Annotated in this window: 25 protein-coding genes, 1 pseudogene and 1 other annotated feature; of the genes and pseudogenes, 4 read left to right on the plus strand and 22 right to left on the minus strand. The window is 40.7% G+C overall.

Going from position 1 to position 21,603, the window contains the following annotated elements:
• Positions 1 to 17: 17 nt before the first annotated feature.
• The 10 genes from AM506_RS04605 to AM506_RS04645 form a co-directional block, all read right to left on the minus strand.
• Entirely contained in the window at positions 18 to 224 is a 207-nt protein-coding gene (locus AM506_RS04605; protein WP_060671262.1) for a hypothetical protein, read from the minus strand.
• 167 nt (positions 225 to 391) lie between these two features.
• Positions 392 to 859 (minus strand): GNAT family N-acetyltransferase, encoded by a 468-nt coding sequence (locus AM506_RS04610; protein ID WP_060671264.1) that lies wholly within the window; start codon positions 857 to 859, stop codon positions 392 to 394.
• A gap of 72 nt (positions 860 to 931) precedes the next feature.
• A complete protein-coding gene (locus AM506_RS04615) occupies positions 932 to 1,456 on the minus strand; it encodes a cysteine hydrolase family protein (RefSeq protein WP_060671266.1) in 525 nt (174 codons plus the stop codon).
• A 348-nt stretch (positions 1,457 to 1,804) separates the two neighbouring features.
• Positions 1,805 to 2,233 (minus strand): hypothetical protein, encoded by a 429-nt coding sequence (locus AM506_RS04620; protein ID WP_060671268.1) that lies wholly within the window; start codon positions 2,231 to 2,233, stop codon positions 1,805 to 1,807.
• A gap of 40 nt (positions 2,234 to 2,273) precedes the next feature.
• Positions 2,274 to 3,038, minus strand: coding sequence for a serine hydrolase (locus AM506_RS04625; RefSeq protein WP_060671352.1), 765 nt, complete (start codon positions 3,036 to 3,038; stop codon positions 2,274 to 2,276).
• A 397-nt stretch (positions 3,039 to 3,435) separates the two neighbouring features.
• On the minus strand, positions 3,436 to 3,561 hold the full coding sequence (locus AM506_RS23265) for a hypothetical protein (protein WP_268788376.1): 126 nt from the start codon (positions 3,559 to 3,561) through the stop codon (positions 3,436 to 3,438).
• Between the two features lie 141 nt (positions 3,562 to 3,702).
• Positions 3,703 to 3,891, minus strand: coding sequence for a hypothetical protein (locus tag AM506_RS04630; RefSeq protein ID WP_060671270.1), 189 nt, complete (start codon positions 3,889 to 3,891; stop codon positions 3,703 to 3,705).
• Between the two features lie 43 nt (positions 3,892 to 3,934).
• Complete coding sequence (locus tag AM506_RS04635; RefSeq protein WP_060671272.1) at positions 3,935 to 4,399, minus strand: NUDIX hydrolase; 465 nt, start codon at positions 4,397 to 4,399, stop codon at positions 3,935 to 3,937.
• Positions 4,400 to 4,520: 121 nt separating this feature from the next.
• Positions 4,521 to 6,245, minus strand: coding sequence for a sensor histidine kinase (locus tag AM506_RS04640; RefSeq protein WP_060671274.1), 1,725 nt, complete (start codon positions 6,243 to 6,245; stop codon positions 4,521 to 4,523).
• A complete protein-coding gene (locus AM506_RS04645; protein WP_060671276.1) occupies positions 6,232 to 6,951 on the minus strand; it encodes a response regulator transcription factor in 720 nt (239 codons plus the stop codon). Before AM506_RS04645 ends, AM506_RS04640 begins: the two co-directional genes overlap by 14 nt.
• A gap of 168 nt (positions 6,952 to 7,119) precedes the next feature.
• Here AM506_RS04645 and AM506_RS04650 point away from each other — a divergent pair, with 168 nt between their 5' ends.
• Positions 7,120 to 7,806: an ABC transporter permease subunit gene (locus AM506_RS04650; protein WP_060671278.1), complete on the plus strand. Its 687-nt coding sequence runs from the start codon at positions 7,120 to 7,122 to the stop codon at positions 7,804 to 7,806.
• On the plus strand, positions 7,806 to 8,732 hold the full coding sequence (locus AM506_RS04655; RefSeq protein WP_060671280.1) for an ABC transporter ATP-binding protein: 927 nt from the start codon (positions 7,806 to 7,808) through the stop codon (positions 8,730 to 8,732). Before AM506_RS04650 ends, AM506_RS04655 begins: the two co-directional genes overlap by 1 nt.
• A gap of 127 nt (positions 8,733 to 8,859) precedes the next feature.
• On the opposite strand, the gene AM506_RS22005 is transcribed toward AM506_RS04655, so the two are convergent.
• The 4 genes from AM506_RS22005 to bla all read right to left on the minus strand — a co-directional run bounded on the left by AM506_RS22005 (position 8,860) and on the right by bla (position 13,107).
• Positions 8,860 to 9,021: a hypothetical protein gene (locus tag AM506_RS22005; protein WP_200908409.1), complete on the minus strand. Its 162-nt coding sequence runs from the start codon at positions 9,019 to 9,021 to the stop codon at positions 8,860 to 8,862.
• A gap of 127 nt (positions 9,022 to 9,148) precedes the next feature.
• Positions 9,149 to 9,955: an aldo/keto reductase gene (locus tag AM506_RS04660; RefSeq protein WP_060671282.1), complete on the minus strand. Its 807-nt coding sequence runs from the start codon at positions 9,953 to 9,955 to the stop codon at positions 9,149 to 9,151.
• A 175-nt stretch (positions 9,956 to 10,130) separates the two neighbouring features.
• The gene (locus AM506_RS04665; RefSeq protein WP_060671284.1) at positions 10,131 to 11,711 is read right to left on the minus strand and encodes a bifunctional metallophosphatase/5'-nucleotidase; all 1,581 of its coding nucleotides are present in this window, start codon (positions 11,709 to 11,711) and stop codon (positions 10,131 to 10,133) included.
• A 472-nt stretch (positions 11,712 to 12,183) separates the two neighbouring features.
• The gene (bla, locus tag AM506_RS04670) at positions 12,184 to 13,107 is read right to left on the minus strand and encodes a class A beta-lactamase (RefSeq protein WP_082386230.1); all 924 of its coding nucleotides are present in this window, start codon (positions 13,105 to 13,107) and stop codon (positions 12,184 to 12,186) included.
• A gap of 78 nt (positions 13,108 to 13,185) precedes the next feature.
• Here bla and AM506_RS04675 point away from each other — a divergent pair, with 78 nt between their 5' ends.
• Together AM506_RS04675 and AM506_RS04680 are read left to right on the plus strand one after the other, a co-directional pair.
• Positions 13,186 to 14,028, plus strand: a complete 843-nt coding sequence (locus tag AM506_RS04675; RefSeq protein WP_060671288.1) for a sialate O-acetylesterase — start codon at positions 13,186 to 13,188, stop codon at positions 14,026 to 14,028.
• Positions 14,025 to 14,564 carry a PadR family transcriptional regulator gene (locus AM506_RS04680; protein WP_060671290.1) on the plus strand — a complete coding sequence of 180 codons (540 nt, stop codon included), beginning with the start codon at positions 14,025 to 14,027 and terminating at the stop codon, positions 14,562 to 14,564. Before AM506_RS04675 ends, AM506_RS04680 begins: the two co-directional genes overlap by 4 nt.
• Positions 14,565 to 14,645: 81 nt before the next feature.
• Here the strand turns inward: AM506_RS04680 and AM506_RS04685 are convergent, their stop codons facing one another.
• The 8 genes and pseudogenes from AM506_RS04685 to AM506_RS04720 all read right to left on the minus strand — a co-directional run bounded on the left by AM506_RS04685 (position 14,646) and on the right by AM506_RS04720 (position 21,594).
• A complete protein-coding gene (locus AM506_RS04685; protein ID WP_060671292.1) occupies positions 14,646 to 15,458 on the minus strand; it encodes a protein phosphatase 2C domain-containing protein in 813 nt (270 codons plus the stop codon).
• On the minus strand, positions 15,459 to 15,848 hold the full coding sequence (locus AM506_RS04690; protein ID WP_082386239.1) for an HIT family protein: 390 nt from the start codon (positions 15,846 to 15,848) through the stop codon (positions 15,459 to 15,461).
• 116 nt (positions 15,849 to 15,964) lie between these two features.
• Positions 15,965 to 16,183, minus strand: a binding site (T-box leader).
• 762 nt (positions 16,184 to 16,945) lie between these two features.
• Positions 16,946 to 17,203: a hypothetical protein gene (locus tag AM506_RS04700; protein WP_060671296.1), complete on the minus strand. Its 258-nt coding sequence runs from the start codon at positions 17,201 to 17,203 to the stop codon at positions 16,946 to 16,948.
• Between the two features lie 220 nt (positions 17,204 to 17,423).
• Complete coding sequence (locus tag AM506_RS04705) at positions 17,424 to 18,221, minus strand: aminoglycoside phosphotransferase family protein (protein ID WP_060671298.1); 798 nt, start codon at positions 18,219 to 18,221, stop codon at positions 17,424 to 17,426.
• Positions 18,222 to 18,713: 492 nt separating this feature from the next.
• Positions 18,714 to 18,986: pseudogene (locus AM506_RS04710) on the minus strand (ATP-binding protein); the annotation flags it as partial.
• A 428-nt stretch (positions 18,987 to 19,414) separates the two neighbouring features.
• The gene (locus AM506_RS23070) at positions 19,415 to 19,687 is read right to left on the minus strand and encodes a nucleoside 2-deoxyribosyltransferase (RefSeq protein WP_235576040.1); all 273 of its coding nucleotides are present in this window, start codon (positions 19,685 to 19,687) and stop codon (positions 19,415 to 19,417) included.
• Positions 19,669 to 19,875, minus strand: a complete 207-nt coding sequence (locus AM506_RS23075; protein ID WP_235576041.1) for a hypothetical protein — start codon at positions 19,873 to 19,875, stop codon at positions 19,669 to 19,671. Before AM506_RS23075 ends, AM506_RS23070 begins: the two co-directional genes overlap by 19 nt.
• A gap of 147 nt (positions 19,876 to 20,022) precedes the next feature.
• Positions 20,023 to 21,594, minus strand: a complete 1,572-nt coding sequence (locus tag AM506_RS04720) for a SagB family peptide dehydrogenase (RefSeq protein WP_060671302.1) — start codon at positions 21,592 to 21,594, stop codon at positions 20,023 to 20,025.
• Positions 21,595 to 21,603 lie beyond the last annotated feature (9 nt).

Below are 21,603 nucleotides of genomic sequence, written 5' to 3' on the forward strand. Positions count from 1 at the left end.
GCCCAATTAACAGAATGTTATACTTTATCATTCTCCTTATTTGATAGTAGCTTATCTAATTTTTCTTCAACACGTCTTAGCCTGTTATTCCTCTTTCTAAGAACAACGACAAATATAATAATGCACACTGGAATGGCAAGAAGAAATAATAAAGAGATTAACTGAAAAATAATATCACCAGTATTTACTGATGTTGTTGATTGTGCTGATGCTAGTAAGAACAAAGAACCATCCCCTTAAAATATTTATTTAGCAAAGTAACGTTATGTATTTATATATTGACCTTGAGTTGGAAGAAAAGAGAAATGATCTTAACGTTTTTTTAAGTACCCAGGTGCGAGGAAGCATGAGGACGGTTCTTCAGCCTTCTCCCCAGTTACATTAAGTAGAGTTAATAACATTTATATTCCATCTTCAGAAACTCAAATGTGCTACCATTTGTATCTTGCATAAAAGTCTCTACATCTTTAAATCCAATCTTTCTGTACAGTGTAATCGCCCTCTGATTAAAGGTTGCTACTGATAATGTGATTTTTTCAGACTTAAATTCTGATTGTACATAGTTAATACCTGCCCTTAAAAATTCGATCCCTTTACCCTTTCCAGTTAAATCTGGTCTCATCCCTAACCCAATATCAAAAATTTTATCAGCTATTTTACTAACACTAAAGAATGCAACCAGTTCCTTATCTTTTGTAACAGCAAACGTTGTATTCCCTCGTTCTTCTGGGTTTAAAAATTCAGCTAAATCTTCTGCATCAGCTTCCATATCGTAAAATGAATAATCACCATCATAGTGCCATTTAAATGCAATATTTTCTGCCTGTTCTTGTGTCATAACATTAAATTCATAAGTCATTTTATACCCCTTCATATAATCAATATTTTAATTTGATTCTTCCATTAAACACGGGAACTACTTAGACTTCTTTCAACTATCAAATGTAATATCTTTACTCAGATAAACATCTGCAAACCAACGCAACACTCCATTATGATGGTTTATAATTTGTTGGGCAGTAATATCTTGTGAATCCCACGTGCTGTGTGCATCTGAAGCTAAAGTGACCTTGTAATCCAAACTAAAGGCTCTTCTACACGTTGTATCAACACACGCTTCTGTTTGAATTCCCGCAATGACTACATGTTCAATCCCTTGTTTTTTTAGTTCATCATCTAAAGAAGTATTATAAAATGAATCTGGAGTCGTTTTTTGAATGATTAGATCTTGAGGGTTTGGAGTGATTTCACGATGAATCTCCCAACCCTTTGTACCATACTCTAATGGTTTGCCAATAGGTGCATTATGTTGTATATAATAAATGGGTGTCTCAGTAGAGCGTGCTTTTTCGATTAAATCTTTTAAAGTTTGTAGCAACTTATCTCCTTTATAAACAACATTACCTTCTTGAAACATCCCATTTTGAACGTCTATAATTAGTAGTGCATTCTTCATTATTCTCCCCCTTGAATAAAACGTAGGTTCATTGAACACTATTCGTAGCCTTCTTTATAATTATCGGCTAATCTTCAATGTATGTTCCGTTTGCCACATAAGAAACTTTTACATTCAACCTTCACTTATCCATCTCCAAATACGGTAGCTACCACTAGAAGCAGTAAAACCATAAATATAATGTAAATGGCTAATCTATTAATTTCTGTAATCCCTTAAGATTAGCCGCTACCCATATTGACAATCCAATCAGCATGAAGTAACAAAATACATTAGGAATAATCCAAACGATTCTTAACTTTGCGTTTTTTAAAAATATCCTCCCAGAAGCAAGTACTAAGTTTCCACTTATTCACACTGATTAAGTTCAAAATGTTCCCCTTCCTTCGGCAAACTCCCCTCTGGAGGTGTCCAAGTGTTTTGACAAATATTCGTTTCATCTACCACTGAGTATGTATAGGTCCACCCTTTTTCGTTTTCAAACTGAACCCTTAAATGATAAGGATTGTATTGCCTCCCTGTTTGATGACCAATTTCCCACTCTTGATTGGGGTATTTCTTCTTAAGAAAATGGTCTAGTTGTTCTGTCTTAATGGATACTTGATAATCAATCCAAAAGGGTCGAATCAGTAAGAAGGAAAGAACGATAATAGTTATTGAGGACACGGTAATGAAACCCAGTTTTCTATTCTTTTTAGGTACTAAAAATGCGATTGCAAAGAGGATCATGATAAATGCAGCACACGTGGTCGTTTCTAGTACTGTTATTGGATGCATGAAAACTCCCCCGTCAATTCCGCTAGCTGAATAAAACTGATTATTGTTCTAAATATTCCCCATAAAGCAACTCCATCGCTTCAATAATCTTACCGTCAGGAACCTGATTGTTTAATTTTAATCGATTAGGTAAGTTAATTGCCCCTAACGCAAAGATATAAGGATTGTCATTGAAGTCACCCATAATACCGATATCAATAGCTGCATTTTCCAGTCCACCTGTCATATGGTTTAAATGGTGTGCTGGAATTTGTTTGATATCTCCCTTTTGTCTAACCAATCCATTTATGATCGGTGTCCATAAGAGAGGATGCGTTTTGTACCCTAGATAAATATGTATCATCATATCAAGCATTTCGTTCAGCCGAGCCTTATTATCAACAGCCCTTGGGTTTTCAGTAACATATATTGAAGGATAATATGACTGGATGGACTCATTCACCTTTTCCCACCCGCCACAAAATTCCACAATACTTCTAGCAATATAGCTATCGTGGCAAGCAATCATTACTTCAACCGCCTCCCTCAAAGGAAGGGTTTGTCTATTTTGCAGATGAGGATAAAGTTCTTTGCTATCTTCTTCTGGATTAAAGGATACTTCTTCAACAATGGCACCCCAATTAAGCAAACCAGCCTCTACCCATTTCGCTACACAAAATGCGATTGCTACTTTTGCTGCTGATGCAAGGGGGATTGTGAGGTTACTATTTAGAGAGGTGTGTTCTTTATTTTCTTTAGTGGAATAGATAGCTATGCCTACTTCTCCAATATCTATTTCTTTAAGCTTTTCTATTACGTTATTCACTTTTTTCACCTGCTTAGATTTTCTTGATCTTGGAAGAGTTTTAAGCAATGGAAAAATTCCAATTTTCAGTGACAGGCTTTCCCCTTTTACTTCCAGTTAGTAAAACAATACAATAGCCAAATCAATTAGCCGATCTTTAGGTCTATTGTACTTAAACCTATAATTAGTTAATCAAGCCATTTTACGATTATTATTGTTAAGAAAATAATAGCTATAATTATGATTTCAAATTTATCATTACTTTCTCTTATTCTCCTGATATTTTGTCTATACTTATTTTGAATCTTAAATGAATCCTTTTTCTTATGCTTCTCCATTTTAGACCTCCACATAAATAAATATATTTTTCGGAAGGCATATCTGGTGGTTCTGCAAACGCCCATTAAATAGAAGAGTATTACTTCAGAGCTATATCGTATAGATAATTAACTACATCACCCATTCGCCAAGCAATTACAGCCAAACTAATTGCAATAACTGCTAAACTTCCAACCTTAATCAGTTCTAAATTATCCTTCTCCAATATTTCTCTCCCCTTAATCTTAATGTTAATTCCGCTATCCTGCCCATAGAGAAGATAAATAGCAGGTGATTAATTAGTTGGTCTTCAGTTGTTGCCCCTTAAACTGTATAGACGAAAAACAATTTATAAATATATTGCTGATTAACTAAATTTTTCAGGATTTAAAGCGTAAAGTTCTATAAAGCCACAGTTAGAACAAACATAACAAGGAGAGACCTCACTCATAGTATTCGAGTTTGCCTTCTCTGTTGTTTTATAAACCCTGATTGGGTAGCTGTCTAACCTAGCTTCCACCATTGCTGATTCACATTTAATACAAATTTCACTCATATACTCAACCCCCTATTATTTACTTACTCACTCGATCGGTAGCTTAATTTCCCTTAAAAAGCTGCTCATTTATTACGCCAATTGAATATATGTTTTCTTCTAATAAGTTATTAATTATTTGTCTTAATACATGTGGTTCTCTTAGATCCTCTTTTTCAAATGCTAAAAGGTCATTCGTTTTTATCCACCTGCTGTCTGTAATTTCATCTTCTTCGAGCTTTAATGAACCTCCAGTTACCTCACCAATAAAATGAAACATAATGACTTGATTGTTTGTATTACTGGTGAAATTATATACTCCCGTCGTGCCAATCAGTTTGACGTCTAAGCCCGTTTCCTCTATAACTTCCCGACGAGCTGAATAAAGAATGTCTTCACCATATTCTATATGTCCACTCGGAAAGTTCCACTTATGGACGGCACTGGGTTTGTTTTCTTTTATAATTAAGACTTTATCATGATTAAAGATTGATACACTTGCTACTAATACAATTCCATCTTGAGACATTCATTTCTCCTCAATTCTATTTGAAATTATATAGATAAATAACATCTGTTTTCATTAAACTGCTCCTTTAGCCGATGAAAGTACGTTTGTTGACATAAGTCCGAAGCCTGGCCCATTTTGATTACACCGGCATCAAAATCCGAATCGATGTCCCTTCCCCAGGAGTGCTTTTCACATTGATACTTCCCTGGTGAAGCTGAATGAGCTGCTTTGTGATGGCCATCCCCAAGCCGGTTCCGCTTCCTGAGTCGCTTGTGTTGGTGCCGCGGTAGTAGCGCTGGAAGATGCTGTTGACGGTTTTTTGGTCCATGCCGACTCCGTCATCCGAGATGGTGAGCTGGCACAGGTGCTGTTCGATCCCAGCAAGTGTGACGGTGATCGTCGTTCCTGCCGGGTTGTATTTCAGGGCGTTTTCGACGATGTTGTCGATGATCCGTTGAAACCATTTGGGGTCGACAGATGCTGTGACGTTATCGTCTTCTGCCTGGAAATCGATGTTCATTTCTGCGTAGTCCGGGTTGTTCATATAGCTGATGATAGTCCGGCGTATGAGCTCGGTGATATTCATTTTTTCACGGACGATCGGCAATGCGCCGTTTTTGATGCGGTAGGTCAGAGTCAGGTCATCGAGCAGATCCTTCATATACGCCGATTTGCTGCCGATGATTTCGGCGAATTCCCTCACTTCTTCCTGGGACCAGTGATACTCCTTTGACTCGAGCATTTTAGAATAACCCGCAATGGAGGAGAGGGGTGTTTTTAAATCATGAGAGATGCCGCTGATCCATTCCTCGCGGGTCACCTTGATCTTTTCGCGTTGATCCTGGTTGTCCCTCAGGGTGTCAGTTAACTGTGAAAGGTTCGTGATCAGTTCTTGATACAGCTTGTATTTTCGTTTGATCTTTCCGTTCTTTTTAAAAAGGAGGGGCTGTTCGACGTGATTGACGGGCTGCTCATAGACGCCGCTTCCTAGCTTCTCGATCCACTGCATCATGGTCATCAGGGGTTTGCCGAATTTGCGGGCATACCAGAAGGTGATGAGCAGGAGCAATAGAATGAGCAGGACGGAGACGATGATGATGCTGTTCCCAACCTTGCTGTCGATTTTCTCTTCCAATGTAGCCGCCATGTCTTTGAGCGGCATCCCCATCAAAATGGTCTGCTGTGTCCCCTCATCATAATAGGAAGAAACGGATTCTTCCTTGGATTGCGTCATGGAAAGGATCTCTTGATGAGAGTATGTCTTGGGCTTGTTCCCGGCATTGAAGCCGTCTACCACTTTCCCCGAGCGGTCCACAAGCTGAACCCAGGTCTTATTGTTCTGCAGATTCGAAATGACACCTCTCTGAAAGTCCAGCTTTCCCTGCTTCCAATCGACGTGCTGTTTTACTGAATCGAGGAGAAGGGATTCGCCATTTTCTTCCCTGAAGAAGACTAATGGAGAGTCAGTATCGGTTTCATCCAGCCGCCAATAAGAGTAGTCGAGCGTTGGGTCATTTTCCAGCAAAATTCCGGCAAGTTCTCCTTCATTAAAAGAGGAAGGGGACTCTTCCAACTCTGGAAATTCACCGAGCAGGTCTCCATCCTTAGACACGACCAGCAGGCGGCCGTGCTGTTCTCCCACGAGCTTTTTCAAACGGTCGGAAATGTCTGCATTTCCATCTTCGACCGTAATATTTTGCGAAATGAAATAGTCTTCCGCCAAGGACAGATCCGTTTCCGCTTCACTGTCGGAAAGGAAGTAGCCGATGATGCCAAAGAGGAAGAACAGCAGCACGCCGCTTAGGAAGAAGATGAGCATGAGCTGCAGAAAGAGCTGGACGACAAACCGTTTATGGATGTTCATGCTGCCCTCCTTGAGGGATAAACTTGTATCCCAGCCCTCTGACCGTCAGGATATACCGGGGATCGCTTGGGTCTTCTTCGACTTTTTCCCGAAGCTTCCGAATATGCACCATCACCGTATTGTCCTCGCCAAGGAATTCCTCTCCCCACACTTGTTCATACAACTGAGATTTGCTGAAAAGCTGGTTGGGGTGTTTACAAAAGAAAATGAACAGCTGATAGACCTGTGCCGGCAGCTCGACTATCCTGCCTTTTAACGTTACTTCCCCGGAAGAGGTATTGACGATGAGTTCCCCAAATTGATACGTTTGTACTTTAGGTTCTATTAAAGTGGTGCCGTTTTTCCGACGCAAATGCGCCTTGATCCGGGCGACGACTTCCAACGGGTTGAATGGCTTGGTGATATAGTCATCCGCCCCTAAAGCAAAGCCTGACAGCTTATCCAAATCAGTGGTGCGGGCAGTCAGGAAAAAGATGGGGGCATCGGTAGTTTCCCTGATCAGCGGACAGATCTCAAAGCCGCTTCGGTCCGGCAGCATGACGTCCAGTAAGATCAAATCATATTTTTTATCACGGCAGCGAGCCAATGCGTCTTCAGCGTTGTGAGCGGAATCTATGTATGTGAACTTTTCTTTTTTTAAAATGGTCTTGAGCATCTGGACAATTGATACTTCATCATCCACAATTAGAATCTTGCTGTCATGCATCTTGTACTCTCCTATACTTGCTGAATTTATAGCTCCATCATATCAATTATTTTTAAGAAAAAGTAGGAATTAAGGGAAAATTAAGGAAGAGGTTCACTTCCCTTAAGATACCCGATGTATGATCAGGATATCACAGAAATGAATGTTCATATTGAAGGGAGATAAGGTATGTTTGCCATTGGAAAGAGAGAATTTCTGAAACTATTCAAAGGAATCAAATCGATTATTATCATTCTGATTTTGGTTGCCACGTCCTACTATTCTGCGAAGTTTTCAAATTTGCTGCTCTCGCTGGAAGAGTTCTCGGCTGAGGATTCTGATAAGATCGAATATGCAGGGTTATTGGCCCTGCTGCTTTTTCTGGGACAGCTATTTGTGATGGGGCTGTCGCATGATGCGATGAACAGGGAAACCCATGACCGGACGATCCGGTTTCTGGTGACAAGGACGTCGAGGCTGTCGATCCTGCTCGGAAAGTTTTCCGGTATCGTGCTGTTTTGGCTGGTATGTGTCACAGCATCCTTCCTGATCATCTTTTTCATGACAGGGACCATGGATCCTCTGAGCTTTTTCCAGACGATGAGTTTGTTAATCTATCAAATTGCGTTGACGATCCTGCTGTCGACTGTGATCCCCAAGCCGGCATTCACGATGTTTCTCAGCGTTGTCCTCGGCCTGGCGTTTCCGATTGTTAGCCTGTGGTTAGCATTCACCAGCAACGTGTACGTGAGCTGGCTGAAATATTTGACGCCATTCTATTATTTGGAAGAGGATTATATGTTCTTGATAATCTTGCCGCTTGCCGCCGTCATGGTCGTGATATCCCATCTTGTGTTTAAAAGGAGAGAGTGCTGATGGCCGCGATTGAAACCAAACAGCTGGTTAAAACGTATGGAAGAGTAAAGGTGGTAAAAGGAATTGATCTGTCTGTTCAAAGAGGGGAAATCTTTGGGTTCCTCGGCAGGAATGGCGCAGGGAAATCAACCTTCATCAATATGCTGACAGGGATCATCCATCCCAGCGCCGGTTCGTTCTCATTGCTGGGAATGGCTGGAGTCACAGACGAAGTCAAAAAACGGATAGGGGTTATGCCGGACTATACAAGCTTTGACAGCTCGATGACCGGTATCAGTTATTTAAAATTTTTATCAGAGGTGTCGGGGAAAAAGGCGTCCACTGAAAGGTGCCTTGATGTCCTGAAAATAGTGGGACTGGAAACCGATGTGAATAAAAAGGTTGCAAAATATTCGTTCGGGATGAAAAAGAAGCTTGGCATTGCCCAGGCCATCATCCATGATCCCGAATTAATCTTCCTGGATGAGCCGACATCCGGACTCGATGCAGAATCGATCGTCCATATACATACCTTAATCCGCGAACTGCATCAGCAGGGAAAAACGCTGTTCATGACGTCCCACAATTTAGATGAAGTGGAAAAGCTCTGCTCCCGGATCGCCATCATGAAAGAGGGTCAGATCGTAAAAATAGGCTCGATGGATGAACTGAGGTCCTTTTATCAATCGAGAATCGTCGTAAAAATTAAGCATGGAAGCATCCCGGCAGCAGAAGAAGCCAGGTTAACACAATGGCTTGAAGGCGCTGGGAAAGACGTGGAAATTGAGGATAGGTATCTCCACATCACCGTCGAACAGGAGAAGAAGATTGCGGAAATCATCCGGGCCTGCCATGAGTGCAAGGTGGATGTGTACCGCGTAGAGGTTGAGGAACCGTCACTGGAGGAAATCTTCCTGGATGAACAACAAAATACCCATCAAGGTTAGGAGTAAATATATATTCGGAAATGCCGCAGAAGAAATTAGTGAAAGAGGTTCTCCAGGTTTGGCTGGCCCGCAATATCATTTCAAGTGTTGTCGGGCTTGTCGTTCTTGGGGTGTAGTTTTACCTGGACTACCGGTTCCAGTGGACAAAGAATGTATGACATTCCCTTTCAAACTCTTCATTGGGCTCGTTAGGCTCGTTTTTTTTGCTCTGATCAAATTCAATGGTATTATCCCATCTCATTTTTATTAACTGAGTACTGTCTTTTCTTTCAGCAAGTCTAATATTCATTAACTTCACCTCCATCTAAAAGAAAGAACGTTTTATTAAAAAAGCTGTACTACGCCACACTCATCGCTTTTAATAAATCAAAATCCTAGCGATACTATCAATATCACTAGGATGAAGGACAAACGAATTATAAGTTTTCAATTTTTTTCATATCTTCTGCAGATAATTCGAAATCAAAAAGATCTAGATTAGCTGCTTGATTTTCACGGTTGTGAGATTTAGGAATAACGACCACACCACGTTGGATTTGGTATTTTAATAAGACTTGTGCGCCTGATTTTTTATAGGATTCACCAATTTCATCCAACACTTCTTTATGATGGGTTTCGGCTTTCATAGGCCCCCATGCAACAGGTGTAATCCCCTCTTCTTTTAATACGGCAAGGAGATCTTTGTTAGGTTCTTTTAGGTTAATTTGAATTTGATTAACTGCTGGCTTCACTTTGGCGAATTCTTTCAATTCTTCCAGATGCTCTTTTCCGAAGTTTGAAACGCCGATTGCTTTTAGTTTGCCCGCTTCGTAATATTCTTCAAAGACTTCCCACGTGTTTTGAAGTTGTACTTTGTCTTCGATAGGAAAGTGAATAAGAAGCAGGTCAAGATAGTCGGTTTGAAAGTTTTTCAGACTGTTATCGATTGCTGCCCGAGTAGCTTCCTTTGAAGAGATATATTCTTCATTGGCTGGAACTTTTGTCGTAATAAATAACTCTTCTCGAGGCACCGTGCTTTCTGCTAAAACTCTTCCGACAAGTTCTTCGTTTCGATACATGATGGCTGCATCTATTGAACGGTACCCCAACTCAAGTGCTGATAGAAGTTCAGGAATTTCATTTGTTAACGCCGCGTTATAGTCATTGTTTTCTTTCCCATACGTATTAGTTCCTGTACCCACAATTGGCATTTCCAACCCATTATTAAGTGTTATGTTTTCCATATGTTTAAGCACTCCCTCTGTATACTCGAATTTTTTTGCTTTCAGAATACATCATATCAAATTATAGAATTTTCAAAAAGTAATATGAAAGAAGGTACCCCATATAGTCTCCCATCTCATTCTAATAACTATAAAACAGTAGAGCGGGAACTGTCCCCAATCTACTGTTCTTCATTTACTGTACCTGGATCCGTCCTGTCTCAGGCGGTGCTACGCTTCCGCCTGATTCAATGATATAGGTAATGAATGAGTCCAATGTGGGCGGACCTTCCACAGGATCATGGCCTTTTTTAAAAGCAGTGAACCCGTCTCCGCCGGTTGCAAGATAATTTGTGAGGGCTACGGTATATGTCTGGGCCGGCTGAATGGTGTTTCCGTCTCTATCGGTCATCTCTACGACTTTATGGCCAGGTGGTGCGTCTTTATCGTAGGTGTAGTCGAGCCCAGATGTTTGCATGATGGTTTGGAAATTCCCTGTCCACTGCTGTTCAAGTGCTTCTTTCAGCTCGGCGCCGGTCAATGATAGTTTGACCAGGTTGGTGCCGAACGGGAGCATGGTGTACAGGTCTCCCCAAGTAAGTTCACCTTCACCCAGGTTCGCCCGGATTCCACCAGGATTCATGAATGCAATGTCGGTGTCCATGTTCTCCCGGTGGGAATCTGCGACAAGATTTCCAATCGGCCGCTCCCCGCTGGCGGTTTTCTCCTTCGTGATGGAGGCTTCGGCCTGACCCATTTTCTGCTCCAGCATCATCTGTTTATCTGCAGAGTAAGAATCAATCATCTTTTTGATTTTTTTGTCGGGCAGGGTTCCATCGTGATAGGTGGATATGATGGCTGCTTGCTTATTGACGATTTCCTTCGTCTCACGGTCGATTAGGAGATCTACGTCTGAAAAGGCTGTTCCATATGAGTACGATTGAACAATCATTTTCCCGTCAACTGACGTATTGGCAAAGCCGTGACTGTGGCCGCCAAAGATGATATCTACTTCATCATCGATGCGGGGGGCAAATGCAGCGGCGTCTTGACCAGGATTTGTTCCGTCTTCGCTTGAAGAAGCGGAAACATGCCCGAGAACGACGATGGACTGAACTCCTTTTGCCTTCAAATCTTTTACGCTTTCATTGATGGCAGTGACTTCATCCGTGAATTCAACATCTTCAATCTCGCTTGGCAGGACGATATCTTTCGTTTCTGTCGTGACAACCCCGATAAACCCGATGGGCACCCCATCGACTTCTTTGATTAAATATGGTGGTAAAATGGTTTTCCCTGTCTTTTTATTGATGACATTGGCAGCTGTGTATGGAAAAGCCGCCCCTTCAAAGGTACCCGTTTTCTCATGTTTGCCGCCATCAAGGAGCCTGAACATCTCCTCCGTTCCTTCATCGAACTCATGATTCCCTAACGTCCCGATGTCGAATTCGACCTCGTTCATCCATTCGACGGCAGGTTCATCCTGCATAAGAGATGACACAGGTGAGCTTGCACCTACCATGTCCCCGGAATGGACCAACAAGGTATTATCGTTTTCCTGCCGGTGCTTTTTTAAATAGGCAGCCAAGTATTCAGCACCGCCTACCTTCTTTCCATCCCTCGTTCGAACCGTTTCCAGCTGTCCATGAAAATCATTGACTCCCAGAAGCTGCACAGAAATATACTCTCCAGGGTCGGCGGAAGATGAAGCAAATGATGATCCAATGAAGAAAACTCCAGTTGCGATTGCTGCCAACATCAATTTACTTAAAGACATGGAAAACCTCCCTGTGCTTTTGTCATCTTCAAGGTAGCACAGTAGTTTTGACCCATTTTTAATAGAAAGTTATTGTTTTGTAAAGACGTGATCATACAACCCCCAAACAGACCATCAACTAAACGCTAAGTATAAGCCGTTTTGCAAAGATAAAATAAGCGGAGATTTTCCGCTTACATTCAGAATGAAAGGTGTATTTGAGGTAATTAAGCGGAGGATTTCCGCTTAAGCACAAAAAAATCATCTGTTATTGTATTTTTCGAGTTAATAGGCGGAATTCTTCCTTCTATTTCAAGCCTTTTTAAATAGTAATGTTGAGTTAAGCGGAATTTTTCCGTGTATCTGTCAGTTCTGGTAAGTAAGCGCCACGGGGACAGGCACCACGGCTCCTACTAAAAGAGCCAATGGACCTGTCCCCGCGGCTGAAGGAATAGCAATGCCAAAGAATGCAGTTGCTATTCCTCTTGGAAAATCACTTAAAAGAACTCAGTGCAACCTTGGCTGCCTTTGCTATAAGTTCATTATTATAGGTGGCATCCTTAGTATCACGGCTGGATAAGATCGCGATGATAATGGGGTCTCTATTCGGCGGCCAAATGATAGCAATATCGTTTCGCGTTCCGTAGTCTCCTGCTCCGGATTTATCGCCTACCTCCCACCCTTTAGGTGCAGCCGCACGGATCAGTTCGTCGCCAGTAGTATTCCCCCGCATCCAGTCTGTTAGGAGTGTACGCTTACCATTCGGGAGAATACCGTCGACTGTGAAAGCCTTCAGGCTGGTGGCAAGTGCTCTTGCTGTACTTGTATCTCGGATGTCTCCTGGGATGGCACTGTTCAAATCAGTCTCATAGCGATCAGCCTCTGTGACATGGTCGCCGTTCTGCCTCAGTGCATTTTCGAAGCCGTTGGGTCCGCCGAGTTCCTGTAATAAAAGATTCCCTGCGGTATTATCGCTGTACCGGATAGCAGCATCACCAATTTCCTTAAGGGTCATCCCGGTATCCACATGTTGCTCAGTAATGGGCGAATACGTGACCAGGTCATCTTTCGTGTAGGTGATTACCTCGTCAAGTTCGCCAATCGAGTTTTGCTGTAGCACTGCCCCTGCAGCCAAAGCCTTATAGGTGGATGTGTAGGCGAACCGTTCATCAGGTCGATAGACCACCGTGCGATTTGTACCGGTGTCAATAGCATAGATGCCTAGCCGGGCATCAAACTTTTTCTCAAGCTGCATGAACTTATTGACAGTCCTGTGACTTGTCCTTTGTGTTTGGTCTACATTTTCTTTTGCCTCGGTCTGCTTTAATCCGTCTCCAAAGAGGCTTAAACTTAGTAGTCCCACACTCATCCATATTTTTAACACGCTTACACTTTTCAAGACAACCAGTCCTCTCATATTATATTGACAATAGTCTAATTAGACTTTATACTAGCTTAGTCTAATTAGACTATCGTGTAAAGGGATGAAAATGAAATGATAAAATCTTTTTTAATGTTAGGGCAATCAAATATGGCAGGTCGTGGATTCTTGCACGAGGTTGATCCTATTTATAATGAAAAAATAAAAATGCTTCGCAACGGACAGTGGCAAATGATGACAGAGCCAATTAATTATGACCGTCCTGTTGCCGGCGTAAGTCTGGCAGCATCCTTTGCAGATGCGTGGACGAAAGCCAACCCGGATGATGAAATTGGTTTGATTCCTTGTGCTGAAGGTGGTAGTTCCTTGAACGATTGGCACCCGCAAGGCAATCTTTTCCGACATGCTTTGTCTGAAGCTCGATTTGCACTTGAAACCAGTCAAATTTGTGGCATCCTTTGGCATCAAGGTGAAAGTGACAGCAATCAATCTCTACATGAAACGTATTACGAAAAGTTATCTCTTATCATTGAAACGTTACGTAACGAATTAAACCTTCAAGATGTCCCATTGATCATTGGTGAGCTTGGTCATTTCTTAGGGAAAGAAGGTTTCGGAAAGTATTCAACAGAGTATCAAGAAATCAACGAAGAATTGCGTCGTTTTGCCCATGAGCAGCCAAATTGTTATTTTGTATCGGCAGAAGGTCTAACTTCCAATCAGGATGGTATTCATTTGAACGCTGTTTCCCAACGAAAATTCGGTTTTCGCTACTTCGAGGCTTTTTCGCAAAAGCGTCATGTCTCAGGGCCTCTTTCAAATGAAAATCAATCACTGAAGATCAACCACAACTATACGAAAACTGAACAAATGTATATTCACAGTATGAATTTGGCTCTGGGGAAAATCACATACGCTGAATTTGAAGCACAGATGGCGAAGGTGATGCAACCTTGATTCCCTTACTAATCCTTGGCTTACTTATTCAAAACCCCGGCGCTCATGGATACGAACTATTAAGTTTAATGGAAAAACGACATTACAAGTATATCGTTAACTTTACTAAGGGATCATTCTATTACAATTTGCAACAACTTGAAGAAAAAGGGTTGATTGAAGAAACACAACAAGTCCGTCCAAACAACGGCCGTGAAATTCACACCTTTAGAGTAACGTCTTCAGGAATAGAAGAATTTGAAAAATTAATGGCCAAATACGGCACGAAATCCGAGTATGTAAACTTACCAGTCTATGGCGCATTACTCTTTGCCAATGTATTCGATAAAAACAAATTAGTAGAATTAATCCAATCCCAAATTGATCAAACTGAAGCCAGAATTGCTCTTCTCGATGAATACTTAGCTACCCTTCAGGAATTACCTGGTGAAATAGATTATTTTGGTCGTATGAACGAAAATTCTCGTTCTCACCATTTAGTGAACTTAAAGTGGTTTAAAGAATTGAAGGCAGATATAGAAAAGGCTAGTGATTAAATAAATACTAAAATCGCCTATCAAAAAAAACGTCCACCATTACCCAGGGGACGTTTTTTTAATATGTCTTCCATTGATTTTCTATTTTTCATCACTTGGATTTGTCACCTCACATGATATATTCACGTCCCAAGAAATGATTGTTGTACTATCTCTTACCTTTTTTTCTTTAATAGTCTTCAGTAAAACCATTATTCCCTCGTTAAGTGGTAGGCCCTTCAATTCGTTATAAATATCTTGAGGATTAGTATAGGGTTCATTTGGACATTCAACTAATCCATCCGTTGTTAACAAGATGCGATTCAACCCCTGCCTTAGTTCTCTTATTCCTCTACTATAACAAGGGACTTTTTGATCAAACGTGTTGACTTGTCCGACCCATTCATAGAATTGTCTCTGGTTTACTTGATATTGACCGAGCTTGGCGAGTTCCGGATGAAACAAAAAGGAAATACAATCTCCAATTGATAACCACCAAAGATATTTTTGTATTCTTAAAGCGATGAAACAAGCTGTTTCTCCTTTAACTTTTCGACAATCATCAATAAACTTTTCGTTCTGGAACATCCTTAAAATTGTTTCTTCCAGTCTTTTTAGCGTTTGTTCATATGGAAGAGATAACATCTTTTGTATTTCTTCTTTGTAAATTATGAATTGGTTCATGACTAATTCAGCACTTTCCGCTGAATGATGCGCATCCAATAGAACAACAAACTCCCAACCCTGTTCATCATCCACCCATATTAAGCAACCATCTTCGTTCTTATACTGTCCCGCAATGGAGTTCCCACCAAATCTTCCTAAAGTTATGTGCTTGAGCGTTTGGATGTGTAGTTGGTCTACAAAATTTCTTTCACTGCCAACCCAGCTGAATTCACTAATAGGAGCGGCCATCTATGAATTATTCTCTAAATGTATTTTTATCCGATCACACAGTTCCACAACTTGATCGTTGTCTCCCATTGGGGCATCTTGCCAATCATAGACTTCCATCGGACCCCAATGTTCTTTTGGGGTATTTGGATAACGAGCCACGATATGCATATGAAGATGCGGAACAGAGTTTCCTGAAACAAGTGAATAGATATGTTCGGCGTTTTCTGATTCCATAAGAGCCTTACTTATTCTCGCCATAATCACTCCAAATGCTTTTGCTTCTTCTACTGTCAAATCGGCTAGAGAGGGAGTATGTCTCTTTAGATCAATCATAATATGACCTAAATAGTTCGGCTTCCCCTCCCTATCGATATGACCCACATATACATAATCGTCTTCATAAATCATTATTCCCGAAGTTGCAATATGGCCAGTATGCTTATTACAGATAAAACAACTTTCACTCACCCTAATTCCCCCCTAAAGAATATTAATATTAAAAATAAAAAATCCTACCAGCCTCATAAAGAGACGATAGGATTTTATCGTGGTACCACTCTTCTTGTTTCAATTCTTTTGAAAATGAAACATCTCAGAACTCTTTTACGGAAGTTAACCGTATAGATCTACATCTCAATCTATCCACTCATAGGCGAGTTGGGGACGCTACCCACTGTCTTGCACCTTCCGACAGCTCTCTTAACAATAACTCATCCTTAATACTCCCGAATCAAAGCGTTTGGTATATTTACTTTTCTTTTTAAAAATTCTATATATTTCCACTTTAATTGTCAATAACTAGTTTACTATCTTATATAAAATTTCGCTTCTTTAATGGCGGCTGCTTGTTCAGCGAACGCCCGTTAGTTGAATACCCTTATTGATTTTCCTGATCATCAAGTCTTGATTTTATTTGCTCTAATAGCTCGGTCTGCTTGTTTTGGTTTGTTATAATTTTGTCTGTGAGTTTTTCCAACGTCTTAGTAATCGACCATAAGGATATAATTAGTACGACAATTATCGCTAATGCATCCAATTGATTTCACCTCTTTTAATCTCTCCATTAAGCTGCTCCGATGAATGGTTGAACACATAAAAAACTAACCAACATAATGGAGAATCAGCTGGTAAATTGCTACGCAAAGCCCTAAAATACAGGCTTTCATTTTGGAAGGATGTTTTCTTTTACTAAAAAGGAAGTAAAGGAAAACAATTATAAATCCAAAAGGAGCCCATAGCTCGAAGGTACCTTCATTTGTATCTCGAGAAAAAACTGGACCAACGTGTGTGCTTATCAAAAAATATATAAATACTGTATAACGACGTGTTTCTAATTGCATACTCCACCTTACTAAAAAGTAAATAATTATTATTGATATGATTGCCATGATCGTAATGTGGAAAGGTGGTGTGAGAACATTAGAAAAGTTACTAAGATTGAAGGCCACCCTTTCTAACCCCCTTCTGATATATGAAGTCATTTCTTCCTCAGTGAAAATAGGGACTTATAGACCTCCGTTCATCATAATACCTACAATTAGGATAATAAATCCACCTACAAGTACTCCTAATACTGAAAGTGAAGCTGTCTTGGATTTCCCTTTTTTACTCAATAGTGCAGTTACCAAAGCTAATATTGCTCCAATAATTAAAACGTTGGTTCCTACATACCCACTAACTTTCCCGCTCATACTCATAAGAGCAAATAATGTAAAAGTAAACCCTAAAATACCCAGGGAAACCCAACCAAGGTACTTTCTCATCCGAAATCCCCTCCCGAAATATTCTATTCTGAATTCAAGTCTGGATTTTTAATTAGACTGCAAAAAAGGAATTTCAGTTTCATATTATCCCACTAACCTGCCCTTTAACTTAAAAAAAGCTGAAAACCAGCATGGTCTTTCAGCTATCTCTACCTATATCACTCCTGAAATCAGTTGTTTCACAAAATAAATCAACCATTAGTTCAAGAAAACCTTAACGTCAAATCCACTCATTCCCATGTTTTCGGATGAATTTCAGTTCCTTTTGGTAATGATCATAATGGCCTTCATCAATCATTTTTTGAAAAGCTTTGTCTCCCTCTTTGGCTTTTCTTTGCATGGTTTTACACAACCCTTCAACTCGGAGGATAACCATGTCTAGAAATCCCTTTTCCATTCCTTCAACACCATATGATTCGAAGAATAGTTTGACTCTCTGTTTAATACGATCGCTATCCTTTATTGAGTCATAATGGACTGCCTCACCTGTTTCTAAATGATAATGTCTACTCAAAGGAACGCATGTGTAGAGTGTATAGGCTATATCCCAAAGTCTTGGACCTGGAGCTGCTACGTCAAAGTCAATAATCCCCACTGGCTTTCCTTGATTAAAAATGATATTGTAAACGGCAAAATCATTGTGACATAATACCTCAATTGGTTGAGGGGTATTATCGAGAGGTTCCCAACTTTCTTCAATAGGAAAATCACTTACAACGTCATGATAGAGACGAAGCATTTTCGCTACCTCTTTTAAAACGTCATTAGACCACATATAACTTTTCAATGGATAATTCCCTGCTTCTCCTTCAATAAATGATAATATTTCTCTATTCTTATCATCAATTCCCAAAAACTTTGGTGCACGACTGAAACCTTTGCTTTCCAAATGCTTTAACACTCTATGAATTTTGAAGCTCTCGTCCTTTAGGTCTCTTCGAACAGTATCTCCCACACGATATACATGAGAGACATTTCCACCTGATAATATTTCTTCTTTTTCGTACTTACTGCTCATTTACTATTCCCCCAATAAATAGGGACTCTATGAATGTGTCAATAGAGATGTATGTTTACCCAAAAATAAAAGCAGATATACCAAGGTATCTGCTAGGCAATGGGAATATTGTCCACAACATGTATCCCTTGAATGATTTTTACGATAGACAAATAAACGTATCCTTTAGAATATCAAGAATCGCTATCACCTCTATCTAATTAGATAATCATTTCAAGGCATTCCACATTGTGTATAAATTCCCCTCTCTTTACATCTCTAAGTAATATATTACCAAATTCATCTAAATATGTATATTGTTTTCAATTAACCTGTTAATTATTGCCCTTTACCTCAACAAGACTCTTTGAAAATCCGATACTTTTTTCCTTATACCCCATATTAAGATAAAATTGATGTGCACTTTTTCTTTCTTCTCGATTCCCACCATTTAATCCGATCAGCAAACGCCCTCTTTAAAGTTTAAAACGTTTTGGGACCTCTTAGTTACTATTAGGATGAAGATGAATCAAAACAGCCTGCAATATGAACGATTTCTTTAATTACAGAATCAACATCCTTATTATCTCTAACCACAAATAAATAATCTGCTTCCCCTTCTTCTGGATCCACAACATTTTTATTCATAGAACCACTCTGTTGACTGAAAAGTACTTCCTCAAAATTAGAATAAGCTCCTCTAAGTATATTGGTACTTCTTTTACTCTTAATTACTCTTTCATAAAGAACTTCTTCAGGAATATCAAAATGGACCAAGATACTCACATCATCACTAACATTTACACCAACAAACACAATTGCACTAGTTAATCGCTCTAAAGAATAAATGACTCCACTGGTAAGAATACTTAGCCATCCTAACAACATATAAGTTTGTGAATTCATTACAATTCCCCTTTTCTTAAAACTCTTTAATATTTAGACGATTATAGTGTATGATGGGACTCCGATAGTAAGCATTAATATTATGGATAAATCGATTTTATTATTATTGTTCTCTTTCATTATTCTCTCCTTTTATAAATTGTCATTATTTAAAAAAACAATATAATCCCAATTATTTCAAATACTTTCCTTTTGAGCAATACTTTCTTCCATTAACTGGACCTATAACAAAATAACCATCAAATTAAAAAAACATCACCCCATCCATCCTGAAAGAGGCGATGTCTCCTTGTTCCTTTGCAAACACATCATATCACCGTACCCTCATACGTAACTTTTGGCATCCGATGAAAATCGTATGTTGCCAGATCTTCCACTTTTGTGAAATAAGCATGTAAACTGTTAGCCATCATGTGATTCATGATTGAGTTTTTTTCATTAATCAATAGGATGGGCTTTCTCATGGAGTATGCATACCCGATTTCAAATGCCGTTCCGCTGTCTACGTACTTGCTTTCGTAATCGCGGATTCCCACCAGCACATCGGAACGCCTTAAATGTCTCAGATCATTTTGGAACACTTTCCGCCTCCACTCTTTGATCCAAATTCAAGGTGTTCGAATTGATGAAATCGTGCGGAGAAGATTTCTGACACATAAGGGTTCCTCATGAGGGATTGTTCAAGTCTTTGTACCCGGTCGACTTGTTCCTCACAGAAGAAGGGACTTGCGATAAATACTCTGATGTTTCTTTTGATTGTGCTCTCCATGTGACCTCCCCCTGAGATGTACTTATAATGTGCCTTATTAGAGGCAATCAGGTTCATATATGAGAGATTTGTTTGAAAGCACTACAGGTCCAGGTACCGCTTCCTATTTCAGAGTGCCAACAGACCTGTACCCGCGGCTCCCCCTCCTCAGCTCAACAAACTCCCCCTCATCCAAGCCTTCTCCCTGAACGGTCCAACCGGTATCTGAATCAAGGTCGTCAGGTTCTCAGAATCTAGTTTGTAAATCCCATCCGTCACCGTCGTATCAAACCCAAGCAGCGGATGCCCCCCAAACCCTGCCGCTGCAGAAGACAAGAGAAGGCGCTGGACGAGCATTCCCGCTTCCATTTGCATGATCCTGTAACCCCTGTAGCCAAGGGTATCTTTGAAGTAATCTTTTCTCCCAATGATATGAAGGCACAGCGGCACCTGCAGCAAGTTGACGTTATCAAGTGACAGTCCGGATTGCAGCTGGAGACGATAATCCCCGGTACCGATTTCCCTTAGTGAATGGCGGCCGCTGTCATAAGCGTATGCGCCATTTGGGATGCCTTCTACATTATACAAACAGCCGTAAATGGAAACACGGGGTTCTTGACCGTCAAAAACGTTGTCCAGGTCACTTCTAAACGAGTATGAATGGGTGGCACTTTTCAATAAAGTCGCAAACTGCTCTTGACTGACCTTTCCCATTACAAAATCCATTTCCGGGGAGTGGCGTTTGTTGCATGCTTCCACAAAATCATACGTGCCTGATTCGATCTCCGGAAGCTGGATTTCTTTTTCTTCTGTTCTCCTAACCGGTTGTTTCACCAATGTCTGAAAATCACCTGTGCAATTAAATTTAGAAGCCTCGTTTACCTCTAGTAACCTTGGAAACTCTCGAACCTTTCCAGACCTTTCATAGTGTCCAAGAGAAATAGCGGGCAGCTCCCGGCATAATTCTTCAGCGGTCACTGCGCTATTCTTCCCCCTCCCAGCCCAATTCGTTGCACCAGCTGAAAGCGGAATGACGGAATAGACGCTTTCCTCTTCTTTAGTAAGTCCAAGCAAATGATTGATAGGGGAATCGAGAAATTGAGCATACACCCCTGTCTCGAATCCGAACCGTTTGGATGTTTCCAAGAACTGTCCCATTAGGACGCCGGCATCAAGCCCCTGCAACCGGTAGGAGAAGTTATTGTATTTAAAAAAGTTCTTCCAGTATCTCACTGAAATGAAGGCGGTGGCAAAACACGTCGAGATGTCACAGCGATTGCCAAGTGCCCGTTCTACGTACGAATCGACATTCCCGTCCCTGAGTAGGACAAGTCGGTGGTGGGCGGCATCATAATGATAGATTCCATGGGGAAGATCATCCAGTTTTAAATAAAGATAGAGTTCATTCGGATACAGAGCCCCTCCCGATGGAGCAAACCGCCGATAGGAGTGGATGGGGTAAGACCCATCCTCCCCGAAATCTTCAGGATGCACCGACTGGCTTACTCCGGATATGCCGTAGACATACCAGAGAAAATGACCAATTCTTTCTACATCAGGTTTTAACGGCTGCTGCTCGTCGGTGAGTGACAATGGAATCTCTAAATTCAACGGGACAACAGGCAATCCCCGGTACAGCTTATAGGGAAGAGGCCCATCCTCCCAGTCCACTTCCCAGTTAGGCTGATTCGCCCGGTTGATATCATATTGAAGATTGTGCAAAAATGCTTCCAGACTCATCCTCCTTAC

This window comes from Rossellomorea vietnamensis, from assembly GCF_001305855.1.
Classification (GTDB): Bacteria; Bacillota; Bacilli; order Bacillales; family Bacillaceae_B; genus Rossellomorea; species Rossellomorea vietnamensis_A.

Coding starts and splice junctions, on each gene's coding strand:
- AM506_RS04610 (WP_060671264.1), bottom strand. CDS start 859: ATGACTTATGAATTTAATGTTATGACACAAGAACAGGCAGAAAATATT.
- bla (WP_082386230.1), bottom strand. CDS start 13,107: ATGAGAGGACTGGTTGTCTTGAAAAGTGTAAGCGTGTTAAAAATATGG.
- AM506_RS04685 (WP_060671292.1), bottom strand. CDS start 15,458: ATGGCCGCTCCTATTAGTGAATTCAGCTGGGTTGGCAGTGAAAGAAAT.
- AM506_RS04700 (WP_060671296.1), bottom strand. CDS start 17,203: ATGAGAAAGTACCTTGGTTGGGTTTCCCTGGGTATTTTAGGGTTTACT.
- AM506_RS23075 (WP_235576041.1), bottom strand. CDS start 19,875: ATGGAGAGCACAATCAAAAGAAACATCAGAGTATTTATCGCAAGTCCC.
- AM506_RS04620 (WP_060671268.1), bottom strand. CDS start 2,233: ATGCATCCAATAACAGTACTAGAAACGACCACGTGTGCTGCATTTATC.
- AM506_RS04655 (WP_060671280.1), top strand. CDS start 7,806: ATGGCCGCGATTGAAACCAAACAGCTGGTTAAAACGTATGGAAGAGTA.
- AM506_RS04615 (WP_060671266.1), bottom strand. CDS start 1,456: ATGAAGAATGCACTACTAATTATAGACGTTCAAAATGGGATGTTTCAA.
- AM506_RS04660 (WP_060671282.1), bottom strand. CDS start 9,955: ATGGAAAACATAACACTTAATAATGGGTTGGAAATGCCAATTGTGGGT.
- AM506_RS04665 (WP_060671284.1), bottom strand. CDS start 11,711: ATGTCTTTAAGTAAATTGATGTTGGCAGCAATCGCAACTGGAGTTTTC.
- AM506_RS04705 (WP_060671298.1), bottom strand. CDS start 18,221: ATGAGCAGTAAGTACGAAAAAGAAGAAATATTATCAGGTGGAAATGTC.
- AM506_RS04675 (WP_060671288.1), top strand. CDS start 13,186: ATGATAAAATCTTTTTTAATGTTAGGGCAATCAAATATGGCAGGTCGT.
- AM506_RS04720 (WP_060671302.1), bottom strand. CDS start 21,594: ATGAGTCTGGAAGCATTTTTGCACAATCTTCAATATGATATCAACCGG.
- AM506_RS04630 (WP_060671270.1), bottom strand. CDS start 3,891: ATGAGTGAAATTTGTATTAAATGTGAATCAGCAATGGTGGAAGCTAGG.
- AM506_RS22005 (WP_200908409.1), bottom strand. CDS start 9,021: ATGAATATTAGACTTGCTGAAAGAAAAGACAGTACTCAGTTAATAAAA.
- AM506_RS04645 (WP_060671276.1), bottom strand. CDS start 6,951: ATGCATGACAGCAAGATTCTAATTGTGGATGATGAAGTATCAATTGTC.
- AM506_RS04690 (WP_082386239.1), bottom strand. CDS start 15,848: ATGATTTATGAAGACGATTATGTATATGTGGGTCATATCGATAGGGAG.
- AM506_RS04640 (WP_060671274.1), bottom strand. CDS start 6,245: ATGAACATCCATAAACGGTTTGTCGTCCAGCTCTTTCTGCAGCTCATG.
- AM506_RS04635 (WP_060671272.1), bottom strand. CDS start 4,399: ATGTCTCAAGATGGAATTGTATTAGTAGCAAGTGTATCAATCTTTAAT.
- AM506_RS04650 (WP_060671278.1), top strand. CDS start 7,120: ATGTTTGCCATTGGAAAGAGAGAATTTCTGAAACTATTCAAAGGAATC.